The sequence below is a fragment of the Cognatishimia activa genome (assembly GCF_017798205.1).
Lineage (GTDB): Bacteria > Pseudomonadota > Alphaproteobacteria > Rhodobacterales > Rhodobacteraceae > Cognatishimia > Cognatishimia activa_A.
The window spans coordinates 753,557-770,703 of sequence record NZ_CP060010.1; the positions used below are offsets into that span (position 1 = coordinate 753,557).

General features: G+C 57.9%; 18 protein-coding genes. 3 read left to right on the forward strand and 15 right to left on the reverse strand.

Going from position 1 to position 17,147, the window contains the following annotated elements; translation table 11 throughout:
* Window positions 1-2: 2 nt before the first annotated feature.
* The 4 genes from HZ995_RS03575 to ccrA all read right to left on the reverse strand — a co-directional run bounded on the left by HZ995_RS03575 (window position 3) and on the right by ccrA (window position 4,001).
* A complete protein-coding gene (locus tag HZ995_RS03575; RefSeq protein ID WP_209357312.1) occupies window positions 3-737 on the reverse strand; it encodes an SDR family oxidoreductase in 735 nt (244 codons plus the stop codon).
* Complete coding sequence (locus HZ995_RS03580; RefSeq protein WP_209357313.1) at window positions 734-2,257, reverse strand: ATP-dependent DNA helicase; 1,524 nt, start codon at window positions 2,255-2,257, stop codon at window positions 734-736. The genes HZ995_RS03575 and HZ995_RS03580 overlap by 4 nt, the downstream gene beginning before the upstream one ends.
* Before the next feature lie 100 nt (window positions 2,258-2,357).
* Window positions 2,358-2,558 (reverse strand): hypothetical protein, encoded by a 201-nt coding sequence (locus HZ995_RS03585; protein ID WP_209357314.1) that lies wholly within the window; start codon window positions 2,556-2,558, stop codon window positions 2,358-2,360.
* 150 nt (window positions 2,559-2,708) lie between these two features.
* Window positions 2,709-4,001: a crotonyl-CoA carboxylase/reductase gene (gene ccrA / locus HZ995_RS03590; RefSeq protein ID WP_209357315.1), complete on the reverse strand. Its 1,293-nt coding sequence runs from the start codon at window positions 3,999-4,001 to the stop codon at window positions 2,709-2,711.
* Window positions 4,002-4,300: 299 nt separating this feature from the next.
* Here ccrA and HZ995_RS03595 point away from each other — a divergent pair, with 299 nt between their 5' ends.
* A complete protein-coding gene (locus tag HZ995_RS03595; RefSeq protein ID WP_209357316.1) occupies window positions 4,301-5,470 on the forward strand; it encodes an endonuclease/exonuclease/phosphatase family protein in 1,170 nt (389 codons plus the stop codon).
* Window positions 5,471-5,563: 93 nt separating this feature from the next.
* On the forward strand, window positions 5,564-7,534 hold the full coding sequence (locus HZ995_RS03600) for a protein meaA (RefSeq protein WP_209357317.1): 1,971 nt from the start codon (window positions 5,564-5,566) through the stop codon (window positions 7,532-7,534).
* A gap of 3 nt (window positions 7,535-7,537) precedes the next feature.
* On the opposite strand, the gene HZ995_RS03605 is transcribed toward HZ995_RS03600, so the two are convergent.
* The gene (locus HZ995_RS03605; protein WP_209357318.1) at window positions 7,538-8,068 is read right to left on the reverse strand and encodes a DUF4329 domain-containing protein; all 531 of its coding nucleotides are present in this window, start codon (window positions 8,066-8,068) and stop codon (window positions 7,538-7,540) included.
* Window positions 8,069-8,120: 52 nt separating this feature from the next.
* On the opposite strand from HZ995_RS03605, the gene deoD reads away from it, so the two are divergent.
* Window positions 8,121-8,825 carry a purine-nucleoside phosphorylase gene (gene deoD / locus HZ995_RS03610; protein WP_209357319.1) on the forward strand — a complete coding sequence of 235 codons (705 nt, stop codon included), beginning with the start codon at window positions 8,121-8,123 and terminating at the stop codon, window positions 8,823-8,825.
* A gap of 276 nt (window positions 8,826-9,101) precedes the next feature.
* Here the strand turns inward: deoD and HZ995_RS03615 are convergent, their stop codons facing one another.
* The 10 genes from HZ995_RS03615 to HZ995_RS03660 all read right to left on the reverse strand — a co-directional run bounded on the left by HZ995_RS03615 (window position 9,102) and on the right by HZ995_RS03660 (window position 17,138).
* Complete coding sequence (locus HZ995_RS03615) at window positions 9,102-9,884, reverse strand: succinate dehydrogenase iron-sulfur subunit (protein WP_209357320.1); 783 nt, start codon at window positions 9,882-9,884, stop codon at window positions 9,102-9,104.
* 70 nt (window positions 9,885-9,954) lie between these two features.
* Window positions 9,955-10,836 (reverse strand): hypothetical protein, encoded by an 882-nt coding sequence (locus tag HZ995_RS03620; protein WP_209357321.1) that lies wholly within the window; start codon window positions 10,834-10,836, stop codon window positions 9,955-9,957.
* A gap of 18 nt (window positions 10,837-10,854) precedes the next feature.
* Entirely contained in the window at window positions 10,855-12,666 is a 1,812-nt protein-coding gene (gene sdhA, locus HZ995_RS03625) for a succinate dehydrogenase flavoprotein subunit (RefSeq protein ID WP_209357322.1), read from the reverse strand.
* 19 nt (window positions 12,667-12,685) lie between these two features.
* Window positions 12,686-13,057, reverse strand: coding sequence for a succinate dehydrogenase, hydrophobic membrane anchor protein (sdhD, locus tag HZ995_RS03630; RefSeq protein ID WP_209357323.1), 372 nt, complete (start codon window positions 13,055-13,057; stop codon window positions 12,686-12,688).
* Between the two features lie 14 nt (window positions 13,058-13,071).
* Window positions 13,072-13,458, reverse strand: a complete 387-nt coding sequence (sdhC, locus tag HZ995_RS03635; protein WP_209357324.1) for a succinate dehydrogenase, cytochrome b556 subunit — start codon at window positions 13,456-13,458, stop codon at window positions 13,072-13,074.
* Window positions 13,459-13,743: 285 nt separating this feature from the next.
* On the reverse strand, window positions 13,744-14,409 hold the full coding sequence (locus HZ995_RS03640) for a DUF1194 domain-containing protein (protein WP_209357325.1): 666 nt from the start codon (window positions 14,407-14,409) through the stop codon (window positions 13,744-13,746).
* A 53-nt stretch (window positions 14,410-14,462) separates the two neighbouring features.
* Window positions 14,463-15,494, reverse strand: a complete 1,032-nt coding sequence (locus HZ995_RS03645; protein ID WP_209357326.1) for a MaoC family dehydratase — start codon at window positions 15,492-15,494, stop codon at window positions 14,463-14,465.
* Window positions 15,494-15,697, reverse strand: a complete 204-nt coding sequence (locus HZ995_RS03650) for a DUF1737 domain-containing protein (RefSeq protein ID WP_209357327.1) — start codon at window positions 15,695-15,697, stop codon at window positions 15,494-15,496. Before HZ995_RS03650 ends, HZ995_RS03645 begins: the two co-directional genes overlap by 1 nt.
* 4 nt (window positions 15,698-15,701) lie before the next feature.
* Window positions 15,702-16,250, reverse strand: a complete 549-nt coding sequence (locus HZ995_RS03655) for an NnrU family protein (RefSeq protein ID WP_209357328.1) — start codon at window positions 16,248-16,250, stop codon at window positions 15,702-15,704.
* Window positions 16,251-16,283: 33 nt separating this feature from the next.
* Window positions 16,284-17,138 carry an HpcH/HpaI aldolase/citrate lyase family protein gene (locus HZ995_RS03660; protein ID WP_209357329.1) on the reverse strand — a complete coding sequence of 285 codons (855 nt, stop codon included), beginning with the start codon at window positions 17,136-17,138 and terminating at the stop codon, window positions 16,284-16,286.
* Window positions 17,139-17,147 lie beyond the last annotated feature (9 nt).

Genomic DNA, 17,147 nt, shown 5'->3' on the forward strand with positions numbered 1-17,147 from the left:
GCTTAGCCTCGGCCCATAAAGGGCATCTTGCTGGCCATCACCGTCATGAACTGCACATTCGCCTCGGCGGGCAATTCTGCCATATGCAGCACCAAACGCGCGGCGTCCTGCGGGTCCATAGAGGGCATGACCTCGGAATCCGGATTTTCCGCCTGAGCACGGGCATTGAGGTCAGCGACCATCTCGGTGCGGGCGTTGCCGATGTCGATCTGGCTGGTGGTGATGTCATGCGCGCGACCATCCAGAGCGAGGCTCCGCGTTAGGCCTGTGATAGCATGTTTGCTGGTCGTGTAGCACACCGACCCCGGGCGCGGGCTGTGGGCGCTGAGAGAGCCGTTGTTGATGATCCGCCCCCCCTTGGGATTTTGCGATTTCATCTGCGCATAGGCGAGTTGGGCCGCAATGAACATGCCGCGGACATTGACGTTCAACACATGATCGAACTCATCCAAATCGACGCTATCGATTTCTCCGCTTGGACCAAAGGTGCCTGCGTTGTTGAAAAGAACGTCAATGCGTCCCGTGAAGCTGACGAACCGCTCAACGGCCGCTTTCATGCCTGCAGCATCAGTAACATCCACAGGCAATGCCACCGCGTGTTTGTTGCGCTTGGCGACATCCATCAAAACCTCGCCGCGCCGAGCGATCATGCCGACGGTCCAGCCCTGTTCCAGAAAGGCTTCAGCCGTGGTCTTACCAATGCCCGAGCTTGCGCCCGTGATCAGGATGCTTTTCATGTCTGTTCCTCCAAAGTCAGTGGCGCTGGCGCCACGGCCAGATCGTCAATGCGTAGGGCCTCTGTAGGTTTTGCCAAACGGTTCCTCACGACCCAGTAGAGCCGTTCCTGCGCCCGCGTGATCGCAACATAAGCAAGACGTTTCCACAAAGGTTGGCCAGCCTCAACCCGCCCCATACGGGCGGCCACAAATAGGTCTGGCGCAAAGACTTGCACGTTTTCCCATTGCGAGCCCTGCGCCTTGTGAATGGTCACAGCAGCCCCATGCAGAAAGGTCGCGCCCATGCGGGCCGCATAGGGAATGAAGGGCTCTTCTTCGTCAGGCTTTTCGATTTTCACGATAGAAGCGGCTGAGACCTGCGGATCCTCGGCCCCCATCACATGCAGGCGCGAAAACCCGGGTTTGCGGCCCGGGCCGAGGTAGACAACCTGCGCGCCCTTGATCAGGCCGCGTGCCTCAAGATCCAGCCGCTTTTTGCGGTGTTTCATCGGCAGCTCAATGCCGTCACAAATCAACGGCTCGCCTTCCAGCAACATATCCTCAGGCGCGCCTTGCACCATGCGGAAAGCGTTGATCAACCGCACGCGCGTGGCGTTGCGCCAGACCAGAACCGGAGAACGCGCCATCAGGTCGACCTCGACCCTTTGGGCATAGACCACGCGGTCGTCTTGGCGGGATTTTTCCTCAACCAGTCGCTCGAAATCTTCAAAGCCTAGAGCGGGATCGGCCAAAGCATGGGCCAGATCGAGGATCGGGTTATCCGCGTCCTGACGGTGAATCCGTTCCAACGAAAATTTCGCCTTCTCGGGCAGCTTATCAAAAACCATTGAGCCCGATTGATTGACCGGGGCGAGCTGGGCGGGATCTCCGAACATAATGAGGGTCGGAAAGATCTCTTTGAGGTCTTCGAACTGTTTGTCGTCCAGCATCGAGGCCTCGTCGACCAGCCCCACATCCAGCGGATCATCGCGGCGCTTCCAGCCGGTAATGAAGTCAGATCCACGCAATCCGGCAGCGGCCAAAGCCCCCGGAATGGATTTGTTCTGTTGATAGAAGGCATGGGCGCGATCCAGCGCCTCATCTGTCAGGCCTTCGATCTGGGGGCGTTCGCCATTTTCGGCCAGCCACTCGGCGATCTTTTCGTATTCGGGATCATAGACCGGGCTGTAGAGAATGCGGTGAATGGTGGTCGCGGGCACGCCGCGGTTGCGCAACACGCTGGCGGCTTTGTTGGTCGGCGCGAGGACCGCAAGGGTGCGGGCGTCTTTGCTTTTGCGGCCCTCGAAATCGCCAGAGACGACCTTGAGGCCTGCCTCGGTCAGCGCGTTCACCAGCTCGGCCAGCAACAGGGTTTTGCCAGATCCGGCTTTTCCCATAACGGCCGCAACTGAAAGTTTGCCGCCCTGCGGAGGCAGCAGCAGACTCTCATCAAGGTCGACGCCCGCGCCCTTGAGAATGGTCGATATCTGATCATAGGCCTCGGCCTGATCGGAAGAAAGCGTGAGCGCCGTCGTGGTCATGGCGCGAACTTACGCGCTGCTGTGTGAAACCGCCAGAGCGAAGCCGTTAACAGCAGGTGAAGATTTGCGTTCAACAACGTCCCGCAGACCGCCAAATGCCCTAGTGTCGCGTGGTCACCCGCCGCCCCATGTCACTGGCCTGTCGCGTCGAGATTTCCGCAGCGGCCAAGAGCGTCACATCTTCGAGTTCAGACGCCAATTTGTGCAGCCCATTGGCATGTGAAAACGTCCTTAGGTCGGAAAGAACGTCGATGATCCAGTCATATGTCCTGTCATCCACAGGAGGGGCAATACGTGGCATTTGGTGACCCTTGCTTAAGGGGGGCGTCAAAATTGATCGCCACAAAGCTCTGGCGTCACAACTCTAGCAGGTCACTGGTTTCCTAAAAGTAAACTCGCCCGAGCGATCTTGCGATCACCCGGGCGAGCTCCGAGGAAAAGTCGTTAGACCTTAGGAATTCGGACCGGCGTCCAGAACTTCTTGCAATGTTGTCAGACCTTTTTGAGGGGACTGAACCAGAGCCGCCATATTGCCCGGAGGGTGCTGGTTGTTCATCATCATGGTATGCGCATCAGGGATGGTATCCCATGTGAAGGTTTCAGACAGGAACGGCTGAATGCGTTTTTCGATCATCATCTGGTTCGCTGCTGCGGCCTGCTTAAGGTGCGCAAAGTGGCTGCCCTGCAGACGCTTCTGGTGCATCCAAGTGTAACGCACGTCAAAGGTCAGGTTATAGCCGGTGGTGCCCGCACAGATCACGACCATGCCGCCTTTTTTACAAACGAGGTTGGAAACCGGGAAAGTGGTCTCTCCGGGGTGTTCAAAGACGATGTCAACGTTGTTGCCCTTGCCGGTGATGTCCCAGATCGCCTTGCCGAAACGGCGCGCTTCTTTGAACCACACGTCATATTCTGGCGTGTTCACAGTGGGCAGCTGACCCCAGCAAGAGAAATCCTTGCGGTTGATAACGCCTTTCGCGCCCAGACCCATGACAAAGTCACGCTTGCTTTCGTCAGAAATCACACCAATCGCATTCGCGCCGGCAGCCGTGATCAACTGCACCGCATAGGTACCCAGACCGCCGGATGCGCCCCAAACCAGAACGTTCTGACCTGGCTTCAGATCATGTGGCGCGTGGCCAAACAGCATACGGTAGGCGGTCGCCAGCGTCAGCGTATAGCACGCCGCCTCTTCCCAGGTCAGGTGCTTTGGACGGCGCAGCAGCTGTTGTGCTTGTACACGGGTGAACTGTGCAAAAGAGCCGTCAGGGGTCTCGTAACCCCAGATCCGCTGGCTGTTGGAGTACATTGGGTCGCCGCCGTTGCATTCCTCGTCGTCGCCGTCGTCCTGGTTACAGTGGATGATGACCTCATCGCCCACTTTCCAGTTCTTAACCTTTTCGCCAACGGCCCAAACGATGCCAGAGGCATCAGAGCCCGCGATATGATACGGCTCGCCATGGCCATCAAACGGGGAAATCGGCTTGCCCAGGCCTGCCCAAACACCGTTGTAGTTGATGCCTGCTGCCATCACGAGCACCAGAACGTCGTTGGAATCAAGCTTAGGGGTTTCCACGACCTCTACCTGGAAGGATTTCTCAGGCTCGCCGTGACGCTCGCGGCGGATCGCCCAAGCGTACATCTCTTTGGGCACATAGCCCATCGGAGGGATTTCCCCCAGCTCATACAGGTCTTTCTCAGGCGCCGTGTAGATCGGCTGGCCGGCTTGTGTGTCCAGAGCCATGTTCGTCTCCTTGCTTCATAAATGCCGCGATGCAGAATCGCGTTTAACCAGAGAGATACAATCGTGCGCGCAAGATATCAAACAAATATTTGCATTATGGGTAATTTTATTACTTCGCGAATGCAGAAATGTCGCTGCGTGCGCAAAATCTACGAAAGTATTTTGTTTTTCAAAGTCTTAACGAAATCTTTGGTACGTTAAGAAAATCTTTACCGGAATTTCATCGGGTCGTTGCAAAGCACGAGTCACATGTGACGCGACGTGGTGCGCAAGATTATTTCAAGACCGAGAGGCCCTTTATGAAACCCATTTTCCTAACCCTCGCGCTGGCACTCGCAGGATCAGCTCAGGCCGACACCCTCCGGATCGCGACATTCAACGCCTCTCTCAATCGCCAAAATGCGGGCGATCTGCTTGCGGATATCAAAACGGGTGACGCTCAGGTCGCTGCAGTTGCCGAGATCATTCAACGGGCTCGTCCTGACGTTCTATTGCTGAATGAGTTTGACGATGATCCTACGGCTTTGGCCCTGTTCCAGACACTTCTGCAGACCGGGCAGAACACGACGGCGCATGGGGCAGCGCAGCCCATCACCTATTCCGAAACCTTTCGCGCGCCTGTGAATACCGGCGTGCCCTCTGGCTATGATCTGGATGGCAACGAAGAGATCGGCGGCCCCGGCGATGCCTATGGGTTTGGGTTCTTTCCGGGGCAATATGGGATGACGGTGCTGTCTAACCTGCCGATCACAAATGCGCGGACGTTTCAGACCTTCCTCTGGAAGGATATGCCAAACAATCTAATGCCTGAGGGTTTCTATAGCCCTGCTGCAGAAGGCATTTTTCGCCTGTCTTCTAAGAGCCATTGGGATTTGACACTCGATGCTGATGGCACGGAAGTGCATCTATTAGCGGCCCACCCGACCCCTCCGGTCTTTGATGGGCCAGAAGATCGCAACGGGCGTCGCAACCACGATGAGATCCGGTTCTGGGCCGACTATGTAGAGGGTGCGTCCTATATTTATGACGATGCGGGAACGAAAGGTGGCCTTGGCGATGGCGCGCATTTCGTGATCGCAGGCGACCTCAACGCAGATCCATTCGACGGCGACTCAACCAATCAAGCCATATTGCAGCTGCTCGACCACCCTTTGATCCAGGCTTCCGCGACCCAAGCCCCAGCAAGCGATGGCAGCGCAGAGGCCGCCGACCGGCAGGGAGGGGCCAATAAGCGCCACCGTGGCCCCGCGGCCTTTGACACGGCAGACTTCGGCTTTGATCGCGACAACCCCGGCACCGACCGTGCTCCCGGCAACTTGCGTGTGGACTATGTTCTCCCCTCCAAAACGCTCAAAGTCGTAGACTCTGGGATCTACTGGCTGCCCAGCACGGATCCGCTCTTCAAGCTCGCGGAATACCCGACCTCGGACCACCGCCTTGTCTGGATCGACGTAGACATACCCGAATGACACGACGCCGCATTCTGCTGCGATGCAGCGATTGACAACGGTACGAAATTTCTCATAAGTGGTCCGCAACGCAATTTTATTGCCGAGGCCTAAATGACTGAGACACCCACCCGCGACCGCCCATGGTTGATCCGTACCTACGCTGGACACTCCACTGCGAAGGCATCCAACGCGCTTTATCGCTCGAACCTTGAGAAAGGCCAAACCGGCCTTTCCGTCGCTTTCGACCTACCCACTCAAACCGGGTATGACAGCGACCACGTGCTGTCGCGCGGCGAAGTCGGGAAAGTGGGCGTGCCCGTCTGCCATCTGGGTGATATGCGGACGCTGTTTGACCAGATCCCTCTGGAACAAATGAACACCTCGATGACGATCAACGCCACGGCCCCCTGGCTCTTGGCGCTCTACATCGCGACCGCAGAGGAACAGGGCGCGGATGTCAGCAAGTTGCAGGGCACGGTTCAGAATGATCTGATCAAAGAATACCTGAGCCGCGGCACCTATATTTGCCCGCCAAAACCGTCACTTAAGATGATCGCGGACGTCGCGGAATATTGCTATTCCAACGTGCCCAAATGGAACCCGATGAACGTCTGTTCCTATCACCTGCAAGAGGCAGGCGCGACGCCGGAACAGGAATTGGCCTTTGCTTTGGCGACCGCGCAGGCGGTTCTGGACACATTGAAACCGCGCGTCCCTGCCGAGGATTTCGGCCCCATGGTGGCCCGCATTTCCTTCTTTGTGAACGCCGGCATTCGGTTTGTCACCGAGATGTGCAAAATGCGCGCTTTCGTCGAACTCTGGGACGAGATCTGTCAGGAGCGCTACGGCGTCGAAAACCCCAAACACCGCCGCTTCCGCTATGGCGTTCAGGTGAACTCACTGGGCCTGACCGAGCAGCAGCCTGAAAACAACGTCTACCGTATTCTGATCGAAATGCTGGCCGTGACCCTGTCCAAAAAGGCGCGCGCCCGCGCTGTGCAGCTGCCTGCTTGGAACGAGGCTCTAGGCCTGCCGCGCCCCTGGGATCAGCAATGGTCTATGCGCATGCAGCAAATCATGGCGTATGAGACTGACCTCTTGGAATATGACGACCTCTTCGACAACAACCCTGCGGTGGATCGCAAGGTGGCCGAGCTGAAAGACGGCGCACGTCACGAGCTCGCGAACCTAGAATCCATGGGCGGTGCCATCGAGGCCATCGACTATATGAAGGGCCGTCTGGTGGAATCCAACTCCGCCCGCCTGAACCGCATCGAAGCAGGCGAAACCGTCGTTGTCGGTGTGAACAAATGGCAGCAGGGCGAGGCCAGCCCTCTGATGACCGGAGACGGTGGCATCATGGTCGTGGATCCCGCGGTCGAGGCAGAACAGATCGACCGCCTCAACGAATGGCGTGCGGGTCGCGACGCGGAGCGCGTTGAAAAAGCGCTGGCTGCGCTACGCGAAGATGCGAAGGCGGGCAAAAACATCATGCCAGCCTCCATTGAGGCCGCGAAGGCTGGCGTCACAACCGGTGAATGGGCAGCTCAGATGCGGTCGATCCATGGCGAATACCGTGGCCCGACTGGCGTCTCGTTGAACCCGTCGAACATGACCGAAGGTCTTGATGATTTGCGCCACGCGGTCGATAGCGTCAGCGACCGCCTCGGCCGCCGCCTCAAGTTCGTGATCGGCAAACCGGGCCTTGATGGGCACTCAAACGGTGCCGAACAAATCGCCTGCCGCGCGCGCGATGTGGGTATGGATATCTCTTACGATGGTATCCGCCTGACGCCTGAAGAGATCGTTTCTAAGGCACGCGAAGACGAGGCGCATGTGGTGGGTCTCTCGATCCTCTCAGGATCCCACATCCCTCTGGTCGAAGACCTCATGGCACGGATGCGCAACGAAGGCCTCGGAAATATCCCAGTGATCGTGGGTGGCATTATCCCAGACGAGGATGCAGACCGCCTGCGCGCCATGGGCGTCGCGCGCGTCTATACGCCGAAGGACTTCGAGTTGAACACGATCATGGGCGACATCGTCACCCTCGCCGACCCGCAATCGGTGGCAGCGGAATAAAAGCTATTCGTTAAACCAAGAGACCAGCTCGTCATAGGTGTAGCTGGTCTCAATCCCCACATCGCCATAGGGCACAAAGTCGGGATCCTGATCTAGACAACCGACGCCACAGATCTGGCTGATCTCCATGACTTCGGTATCGACATACCACATACGTCCACCCGGCGTGGCGACATAGCCGTCGATGCCCTCAGCCTCATCACCCTCCATATCCTCGACACTCGGCACCTCAGAGCCTTCGTCGTTATTATAGGCCCCGTGGGTGTGATAGGACGCGATGATCACCTCAAGCTCGACCGGATCCCGCGGACGGCAGCTCGACTTCCGCCCCCTCCGCGCCTCAGAGGCCACGAGGTTGCCGTCAAAATCATAACCGATATAGCCGCAATACTCGCGGTTGCGTTTGAACGACAAAGGCTGGATTTCAGCAAAGACCTTTTTCATCAGGGCAATCTCGGCCTTTGAATCCGCATAAACAGGCGAAGCACTTATTGCCAAAGCAAGGCCAATCACGGCGCGAATGGGGGTTTTCATGGGGCAAACTTCCTGCACTAATACGCGTCAATAAGACCAGAGGAGCGCATCCATGACAATCCACATCGGCGCCAAGCCCGGCGAGATCGCAGAAACCGTCCTATTGCCCGGCGACCCCTATCGCGCGAAATGGGCGGCAGAGACCTTCCTGACCGACGTCACCTGCGTGAACGAAGTGCGTGGGATGCTGGGCTTTACCGGCATGTGGAAGGGCAACCGCGTGACGATCCATGGCTCTGGCATGGGGATGCCGAGCCTGTCGATCTATGTGAACGAGCTGATCAAAGACTACGGCGCGAAAACGCTGATCCGTATTGGCTCCTGCGGCGCGATGCAGGAAAAGGTCGCCATTCGGGACGTGATCCTAGCGATGACCGCAACCACGCTCTCAACCCCCTCACGCGGCATTTTCAAGGAAATCAACTTCGCGCCTTGCGCGGACTACGGCCTCTTGCGCGCGGCCGCGGATGCGGCCGCCTCCAAAGGATCCGCCACCCATGTGGGCGGCATCTATTCCAGCGATGTATTCTATGACGAGCGGCCTGATCTGAACGAACAGATGATCCGCCATGGCATCCTTGGCGTGGAAATGGAGGCCGCCGAACTATACAACCTCGCAGCCCGCCACGGCTGCCGCGCTCTGGCTGTGTTGACGGTCTCAGATCACCTGATCACCCATGACGCCCTGCCCAGCGATCAGCGCGAGAAGTCCTTCGGCGACATGGTCGAGATCGCCCTAGAGGCTGCCTTCGCGTAAGCAGATTTTCGGCGGGCGCCCACCCACCGTCCGCGTCTCTGCCCCGCAATGCATACAGCGATAATAGCTGCCCTGCTTTGAATCCTGACTCCGATCCGCGCGCCACCGACAGGCGCGCGTTTTGCGATTGCTGAGCAGCGCGACCAGCACAAAGGCGACAATCAAACCAATCGCGATATGCATCCCTCACCTCACAAAAAAGGGCGCTAAGCCGCGCCCATTTTCTCTTGCCAGAAATATCCCGGGGGCGCGCGGGGGCTGGCCCCCGCATCTGCCTTAAACAGCCCGATCCACCATCATCTTCTTGATATGCGCAATCGCACCTGCAGGGTTCAGGCCCTTCGGACAGGTTTTCGCGCAGTTCATAATGGTGTGACAGCGGTAAAGCTTGAACGGATCTTCCAGCTCATCCAGACGCTCACCCGTCGCCTCGTCGCGGCTGTCGATGATCCAGCGATAGGCATGCAGCAGAGCCGCTGGGCCGAGGTAGCGGTCGCCATTCCACCAGTAGCTTGGGCAGGATGTCGAGCAGCTCGCGCACATTACACACTCATAGAGACCATCGAGTTTCTTACGGTCTTCAATCGACTGCTTCCATTCTTTCGCAGGGCGGTTGGTCTTGGTTTCCAGCCACGGCATGATGGACGCGTGCTGCGCATAGAAATGCGTCAGATCAGGGATCAGGTCTTTGACCACCGGCATGTGTGGCAGAGGATAGATCTTGACCGTGCCGCCTTTGACTTCGTCGATGCCATAGATACAGGCCAGCGTGTTGATCCCGCCGATGTTCATCGCGCAAGAGCCGCAGATGCCTTCGCGGCAGGAACGACGGAAGGTCAGGGTCGGATCGATCTCGTTTTTGATCTTGATCAGCGCGTCCAGGATCATCGGACCGCAATTGTCCATGTCGATGAAATAGGTATCGACCGATGGGTTTTTGCCATCATCCGGGTTCCAGCGGTAAATCTGGAACTTGCGCACATTCTTAGCGCCTTCTGGCTTGGGCCAGGTTTTCCCTGTTGTGATCCGGGAGTTCTTTGGGAGCGCAAATTCGACCATCAGTCGTCTCCTTAGCTTGCCTGCGGCGCGGGACGCGCGTTGGTGGAAAGGGGGAATGCCAAGGTGGGGATCATGTCTCGTCACCTTCGGCCAATTGTACGTGATAGGGGAAGCGGGCCTGCGCCAGATACCCCTTAAGAAGCGCCGCATCCTGCGGCATAAGATCATCCATCAGCTCGACCAACTCGTCGTGCTGAGACGCGGTCAGAAGCAGCAGCTGATATTCAGCGTCATTGACCATCAGATGCCAGCGCTCATGCGGGGCGAGGTCTTTGGCCGCCTTCACGTCCTTCTGGAAAGACGAGCCGCCGCCATAGGGCTGCACCGCCCCAAGGCTGTTGTCTTTTTGCTCAAAGCCAAGCGCCCGCAGGATGCTGGCGCGATATTTCGCGCGGCTGACCCAGCGATCATAGCTGACCGGACGGATCCGCGCCGGAGTTTCCTGAACCAGCTCAAGACCTTCGGTGTAACGATCCATCGCATTGATCATCGTCCGCAGGCGAGAGAACATATCGTGGACGTCGTTGTTCTGCAGCTTGCGCAGCAAGGACGCGGACCAGTTCATAAAGCCTCGGAACAAGACCAAATCCAGACACTCGACGTCGTCTGGCAGCCCTTTGGTCACCGCCGCCAGAGGCTCATGCGGGTCGGGCATGAAGTCCTCATACGATATGATCAGCACGCCGCCGTCATCGACTTCGGCGCAGTATTCGGCCACCGAAGCCTCGCTCAAAGGCAGCCCCAGCTCTCCGATTTCAAGCGCTTTGGCGGTGTCCGCCGGACATTTGCCCGGCGCACAATTGTTCATGAAGACAGACACCTCTGGCGCATTACGCATCAGCCAATTGATCAGCGCATGGTTGCCAGAGCGGCGCATGCCAAACACGCGGATCACCCGGCTTGGCGTATAGCCAAGCTTTTCAAAGAGGGTGATATCCGCGTGGTCGCGCATGGGGTCCGTCGGCCTCGCTTAGAAGGTCCGCGCTTTCGGCGCGATTTTCTTAAGCTCAATGCCGCCTTCGTCCTCGGTCGTCAGAGGATCGGTGATCACCGGGCGATAGGACAGGTCGACCTTGGTGCCGCTCTCATCGACGCGGCTGACAGTGTGCACACGCCAGTTTTCATCGTCACGATCAGGGAAGTCCTCGTGCGCGTGCGCACCGCGGCTTTCCTTGCGCGCCTCAGCCGAGACAATCGTTGAGATCGCGGATGGCATGAGGTTGGTCAGCTCCAGCGTCTCCATGAGGTCAGAGTTCCACACAAGCGAAGTATCGGTGACCTTGAGGTCTCCCATCTTGCCGGCGATCTCGGTCATCGCTTCCACGCCTTCCGCCATTGTCTTAGCGGTCCGGAAGACGGCCGCGTCGCGCTGCATGGTCTTTTGCATCTCAAGACGCAGATCTGCGGTTGGGATCGCGCCCTTCGCATAACGCAGCGCGTCGAAACGTTCGAACGCCTTGTCGATCTGGTGTTGCGGCGGCGTCGGCACCGGCGCGTCACGGTCGACCACTTGGCCTGCGCGGATCGCGGCCGCACGACCGAAGACGACCAGGTCGATGAGGGAGTTTGAGCCCAGACGGTTCGCACCGTGAACGGACGCACAGCCCGCTTCGCCCGCGGCCATAAGGCCCGGAACGATCTTGGTTGGGTTGTCCTCGGTTGGGTCAAGAACTTCGCCCCAATAGTTGGTCGGAATGCCGCCCATATTGTAGTGCACCGTTGGCAGAACCGGGATCGGTTCTTTGGTGACGTCGACACCCGCGAAAATCTTGGCCGATTCAGAGATGCCCGGCAGACGTTCCGCCAGCGCATCGGCAGGCAGGTGGTTGAGGTTGAGGAAGATGTGATCGCCCTCGGCACCCACACCGCGACCTTCGCGGATCTCCATGGTCATAGAGCGTGAGACGTAGTCCCGTGGCGCGAGGTCTTTGTAGTTTGGTGCATAGCGCTCCATGAAACGCTCGCCTTCAGAGTTGGTCAAATAACCGCCTTCGCCGCGTGCGCCCTCAGTGATCAGACAGCCAGAGCCATAGATGCCGGTCGGGTGGAACTGAACGAATTCGAGGTCCTGCATCGGCAGGCCTGCGCGTATCACCATGCCGCCACCGTCGCCGGTGCAGGTGTGGGCAGAGGTCGCCGAGAAATAGGCGCGGCCATAGCCGCCGGTCGCTAGAACAACCATCTTGGCGCGGAAGACATGCATGGTGCCGTCGTCCAGCTTCCAGCAGACAACACCCTGACATTCGCCATCGTCAGACATCAGCAGATCAATCGCGAAATATTCGATATAGAATTCCGCGTTGTTCTTCAGTGACTGACCATAAAGCGTGTGCAAGATCGCGTGGCCGGTCCGGTCGGCTGCCGCACAGGTCCGCTGAACCGCTGGGCCTTCGCCGAACTCGGTGGTGTGACCACCGAACGGGCGCTGATAGATCTTGCCTTCCTCAGTCCGGGAAAACGGCACACCGTAGTGATCCAGCTCGTAAACCGCCTTGGGGGCTTCGCGCGCGAGGTATTCCATCGCGTCGGTGTCGCCCAGCCAGTCAGAGCCTTTGACCGTGTCGTACATGTGCCACTGCCAGCTGTCTGGGCCCATATTGCCCAAAGACGCCGCAATACCACCCTGCGCCGCAACGGTGTGCGAACGGGTTGGGAAAACCTTGGTCACACAGGCCGTGCGCAGGCCCTGTTCTGCCATGCCCAACGTCGCGCGCAGACCCGCGCCACCGGCACCGACAACCACGACGTCATATTCGTGGGTTTCATATTCATATGCTGCCATCGTTTGAAACTCCGGTGACTTAGAGTGCGATCTTAGCGAGGGCGAAAAGGCCCACCGCGATCAGCGTGTAAGAGAATGCCTTAACGGCGATGAGGGTTAGTTTTTCAGCCACGCCGTGCACATAGTCTTCTACGGCCACATTGGCTTCGTTCATCAGGTGCAACACGATGACGACCAGCGAGATGCCGGTGATCAGGGCTGGCAGAGGTTGGCTATAGAAGGCGATGACCTCTTGGTAGTCGCTGTCGAGCCCCATGGCGAAGGTGATTACGAAAGCTGGAACCAAAAAGACCAAAAGGATCGAGCTGACCATCGCTTGCCAATGGTGATGCGTGCCTTCACGACCAGCACCAAGACCCTGCGCGCGTTTTCTGTCTGTCAAATACCGCATGGTGTCTCCCTCGTTTAGCAGATGACCAAAGCGACAAGCGCGGTCAGGATGGTGGCCAGAGCGAACATGCCGATTGCCAGTTTCTCGGACACAGAGACCTCAAGGCAGTAGCCGAAGTCCCAGAGCACGTGCCGCAGGCGGCCCAGCATGTGGTAAAACAGTGACCAAGTGGCCCCCAGAAGAACCAGAGCGCCGATCCAGCTGTCCAGAAGGTCTTCCATCACGTCAAACGCGCTTTCAGAGGTTGCCGCTGCCAAGAGCCACGCCACAACAATCAGAGCCGCGCCCAGAGCGATAATGCCGGTAATACGCACCATGATCGAAGAGACGGACGTCAGCTGGGGTCTATAGATCGTAAGGTGGGGCGAAAGCGGGCGATTGCCGCGATTCACATCTGCCATGGTGACTCCTTTCAGGTCCTTTGGGACTGTTCTAGCGAAATTTGCGCCGGAGTCACGTTTCGAGGCGTCGTTTTTTAACGGTTAGCGCTAGAGTTTGGTTAAAAAATCAAAATTAGGCGCGAAATCCGTCATTTTGTGATCACGCATATTTTAAATGCGATCACAAATCGCCCGCGCTCTCAATTCCCGACACAAATACTACAGGAGACCAACGCCAACTCATATATTTTAAACAGTATTTATACGCATCCAATTTAGCGAATTATGTGATCACAAAACAAGGAGCTACCGTGCGGCGAATTGTTTTGTAAGCTCGCGGATCAGTTTCTCGCGGATTCGGTCGGGGTATTCGTCAAAACTATTGGCGGACACAACGAAAGACTCCTGTCCCGTGATGACATTGGACCTATAGTACTCAAGGATACCTTCGTTGCGCGTGTCGATCACCAAGCCATTCACCGTGATCCCTGCACGCGCCATCAAAGGTTTCACGTCCTGCGGCACCACGCCCTCGTTTGACTCTCCATCGCCGGACACATCGATGACCAGCCGCTCGCAGTCAGGCGCGGTTTGCATCGTCTCCAAACCAAGCAAAAGCGCTTCGCCAATGGCCGTGGAGTAGTTCCGCCAAAGGCGTGGGGTCTCGTCGACCATGCGTGCAAAACTCTCGACATCCTCAAAATCACGGATCGCGAACCATGGCAGAGAGATTTCCTGCCGTGAGCTGCCGCTCCATTGCATGAGGGCAACGTTGGCCTGCCCGACCACAAGAGCCTCGGACACCAAACCATCGCGCAAGGCCGCACTGAGGCCGCCCATCTGTATCCGGTATTCACTTGGGTCGACGCTGCCTGAAACGTCCACCGCCAAAAGCAACGCCACATCACAGGCCTTCGCCTGAGACGTGAAACCAATAAGGCAGGTGATGAAAGTCGCCAAAGCTCGCCGCATAATCAGAGCCTAGCGGGCATCCGAACTTTGCGGCGAAAACTTTTCGTGATCCATTAGATCGGCATCAAGGCCCAATAGTCGAGATCTAGAAGCACGTCGGGAAGATACTTGCCGTCTTCGCCCTTCAACTCAAACGGTGCACCGCCTTTGGTCGCCACAAGACGCAGACGGATCGCCCCAACGCCAGGGGCCGAGGTTTCGGCCTTATCCAGAACTTCAGACCAAGCGCGGACAGTCATGCCAGACAGGCAAGGGTTCGCGTGTACCCCGCCGTTAAGACCCACGATCATCTGCGCGTTGGCCAGACCGTTGAAGGACAGCGCCCGCGCCATGGAAATCACGTGACCGCCATAGATCAGACGCGTGCCATCAGGCCGTGCAGTGCTGTCAAAATGCACTTTGGCGGTGTTCTGCCACAGGCGCGTGGCCATCATGTGTTCGGCTTCTTCAATGGTGACGCCGTCCACGTGGTCGATGGTCTCGCCGACCTCATAATCGCCCCAGCGATGCGCCTCGCCCGCCAGCGTGAAATCGTAGCCTGTGAAATCAAGCCCTTCTGGTATGACCAAATCCTTGGGGTCGATGACTTTGGACAGCTCGGGGATTACGGTTTCAGGCGCAGGCGCATCCAGATCCTTTTTGCGCACCATGACCCAGCGGACGTATTCCATGACCACTTCGTCGCGCTGATTGAGACCGCGCGTGCGGACATAGACCACACCGGACTTGCCATTGGAGTTCTGTTTGACCCCGATCACCTCAGAGGTCGACCGCAGGGTGTCGCCTTCATAGACCGGTTTCAACCAGCGGCCCTCGGCGTAACCAAGGTTTGCGACCGCGTTCAGCGACACATCCGGCACAGTCTTGCCAAAAACCACATGGAACGCAGCCAGATCATCAATCGGTGACGCCGGAAGACCAGACGCCCGCGCAAATTCGTCCGAAGAATAAAGCGCATGCCGCGCAGGATACAAGGCGTGATACATGGCACGCTCGCCTCCAGACACAGTGCGCGGCACGGCGTGATGGATGACATCCCCGACTTTGTAGTCTTCGAAAAAGCGTCCGGCGTTGGTCTTGGCCATTAGTGGTCTCCGAGTTTGGTCTCTGGCGTGTAGGTGCCCTCTACCTCTTTGACGACTGCCTGCCCGCAGCGCATGACACCGCGCGCGGCGTCAAAGGCGTAGGTGGGCTCGCCCTGCAGCTCCCAGCCCTTGTTCAGGGCCGCGGTCACTTTGTGGCAAAAGGCGGATGTGTCGTCTTCAGACAGGAAGCGATAGAGTTTCATGGGGTTATGCTCCGAATGGGGTCAGGCCAAAGAGGGAATGCACCGCTCCAATCGCGCCGGTCAGGACGATTGCGATGGCAAAGAACATGACATCTTTGGACAGCGCGCCTTTTTCGTTTGGTGTCCAGTCCGGTTCAGACCGGTTGATGATACGCATGGTTGCCAAGGCCCAAAGACCGAGGCCTCCGAAGAGAATGAGCGACGCGCTGTCGCCGTTCACCAAGAGATGCGCGACGGTCCAGATCAGGAAGCCGGTCAGCATCGGGTGACGCATGCGATAAAACAGAGCGCCGCGTTTTGGGCCGGGCGTGACGAAGTAGATCGCGATGACCATCAGCAGGTTATTGACCGGCCCGCCCCAGCTTGGGCGATCCCAAAGGAACGTTGTGTCTGCGCCGCGATAGCCGACGACCATCAGAACGATCGACAAAAGCAAGGTCAGCGCAACCAACCCCGCACCTCGATTGCCCATAGACGCGCGCGCGTCAGGCGCGATCCGTTTGAAGAAATGCGCAAAGCTCCAGAGCAGAACGCCAAGTATCAGCAATGTCATCGTTAACCCTCCCCTTTTGGTACGGGTTAAGAGTTAGGCGCTTAGAGCCGCGATTGCATCCGCTTTCGACAAAATCTCACGCGCGGTGACGACGTGGAGGTTCTCGACGATCTTGCCATCGACGACCGCGACGCCAGTTCCAGCGGCTTCGGCTTCCTCAAAGGCGGCGATCTGGCGGGTGGCGAGATCGATCTCGGCGTCGGTCGGGGCGAAAGCTGTATTGGCGACCTCGACCTGTGCAGGGTGGATCAGGGTTTTGCCGTCAAAGCCCATATCACGGCCCTGTTCGCATTCTGCTGCGAGGCCCTCTGTGTCTTTGAACGCATTATAGACGCCATCGACAATCGTGACGCCATGCGCTTTGGCCGCGAGCAGGCAAAGACCCAGACCCGCCTGCATCGGCAGACGATCCGGACGGAACCGGCTTTGCAATTCCTTGGCGAGGTCGTTGGTGCCCATCACCATGCCCTCAAGTTTCGGATGCGCTCCGATTTCTGCGGCATTGAGCATTCCCAGAGGCGTTTCCATCATGGCCCAGATCGGCAGATCTCCGGTGATGTCGGCCAGCGCTTGGACTTGGGCCGCGCTTTCAACTTTGGGCAAGAGCACCGCATCGCAGTCCAGCTTCGCGACCGCTTCGGCATCTGCATTACCCCATTCGGTCGAGAGATCATTGATCCGCACAATGCGTTGACGGTTGCCATAGCCACCCTCAGCCAATGCCGCGGCCAGCGTGTCACGCGCAGGAACCTTTTGATCCGGTGCGACGGCGTCTTCGAGGTCAAATATGATGGCGTCGATGGCCAAACTCTTTACCTTCTCCATGGCCCGGGCATTGGACGCTGGAACGTAAAGAACAGAGCGATATGGGTGCGCGCGCTGGGTCATGATTTCCTC

Coding starts and splice junctions, on each gene's coding strand:
- sdhD (WP_209357323.1), bottom strand. CDS start 13,057: ATGCGGTATTTGACAGACAGAAAACGCGCGCAGGGTCTTGGTGCTGGT.
- HZ995_RS03600 (WP_209357317.1), top strand. CDS start 5,564: ATGACTGAGACACCCACCCGCGACCGCCCATGGTTGATCCGTACCTAC.
- ccrA (WP_209357315.1), bottom strand. CDS start 4,001: ATGGCTCTGGACACACAAGCCGGCCAGCCGATCTACACGGCGCCTGAG.
- sdhC (WP_209357324.1), bottom strand. CDS start 13,458: ATGGCAGATGTGAATCGCGGCAATCGCCCGCTTTCGCCCCACCTTACG.
- HZ995_RS03615 (WP_209357320.1), bottom strand. CDS start 9,884: ATGGTCGAATTTGCGCTCCCAAAGAACTCCCGGATCACAACAGGGAAA.
- sdhA (WP_209357322.1), bottom strand. CDS start 12,666: ATGGCAGCATATGAATATGAAACCCACGAATATGACGTCGTGGTTGTC.
- deoD (WP_209357319.1), top strand. CDS start 8,121: ATGACAATCCACATCGGCGCCAAGCCCGGCGAGATCGCAGAAACCGTC.
- HZ995_RS03655 (WP_209357328.1), bottom strand. CDS start 16,250: ATGACATTGCTGATACTTGGCGTTCTGCTCTGGAGCTTTGCGCATTTC.
- HZ995_RS03620 (WP_209357321.1), bottom strand. CDS start 10,836: ATGCGCGACCACGCGGATATCACCCTCTTTGAAAAGCTTGGCTATACG.
- HZ995_RS03580 (WP_209357313.1), bottom strand. CDS start 2,257: ATGACCACGACGGCGCTCACGCTTTCTTCCGATCAGGCCGAGGCCTAT.
- HZ995_RS03605 (WP_209357318.1), bottom strand. CDS start 8,068: ATGAAAACCCCCATTCGCGCCGTGATTGGCCTTGCTTTGGCAATAAGT.
- HZ995_RS03640 (WP_209357325.1), bottom strand. CDS start 14,409: ATGCGGCGAGCTTTGGCGACTTTCATCACCTGCCTTATTGGTTTCACG.
- HZ995_RS03575 (WP_209357312.1), bottom strand. CDS start 737: ATGAAAAGCATCCTGATCACGGGCGCAAGCTCGGGCATTGGTAAGACC.
- HZ995_RS03645 (WP_209357326.1), bottom strand. CDS start 15,494: ATGGCCAAGACCAACGCCGGACGCTTTTTCGAAGACTACAAAGTCGGG.
- HZ995_RS03650 (WP_209357327.1), bottom strand. CDS start 15,697: ATGAAACTCTATCGCTTCCTGTCTGAAGACGACACATCCGCCTTTTGC.
- HZ995_RS03595 (WP_209357316.1), top strand. CDS start 4,301: ATGAAACCCATTTTCCTAACCCTCGCGCTGGCACTCGCAGGATCAGCT.
- HZ995_RS03660 (WP_209357329.1), bottom strand. CDS start 17,138: ATGACCCAGCGCGCGCACCCATATCGCTCTGTTCTTTACGTTCCAGCG.
- HZ995_RS03585 (WP_209357314.1), bottom strand. CDS start 2,558: ATGCCACGTATTGCCCCTCCTGTGGATGACAGGACATATGACTGGATC.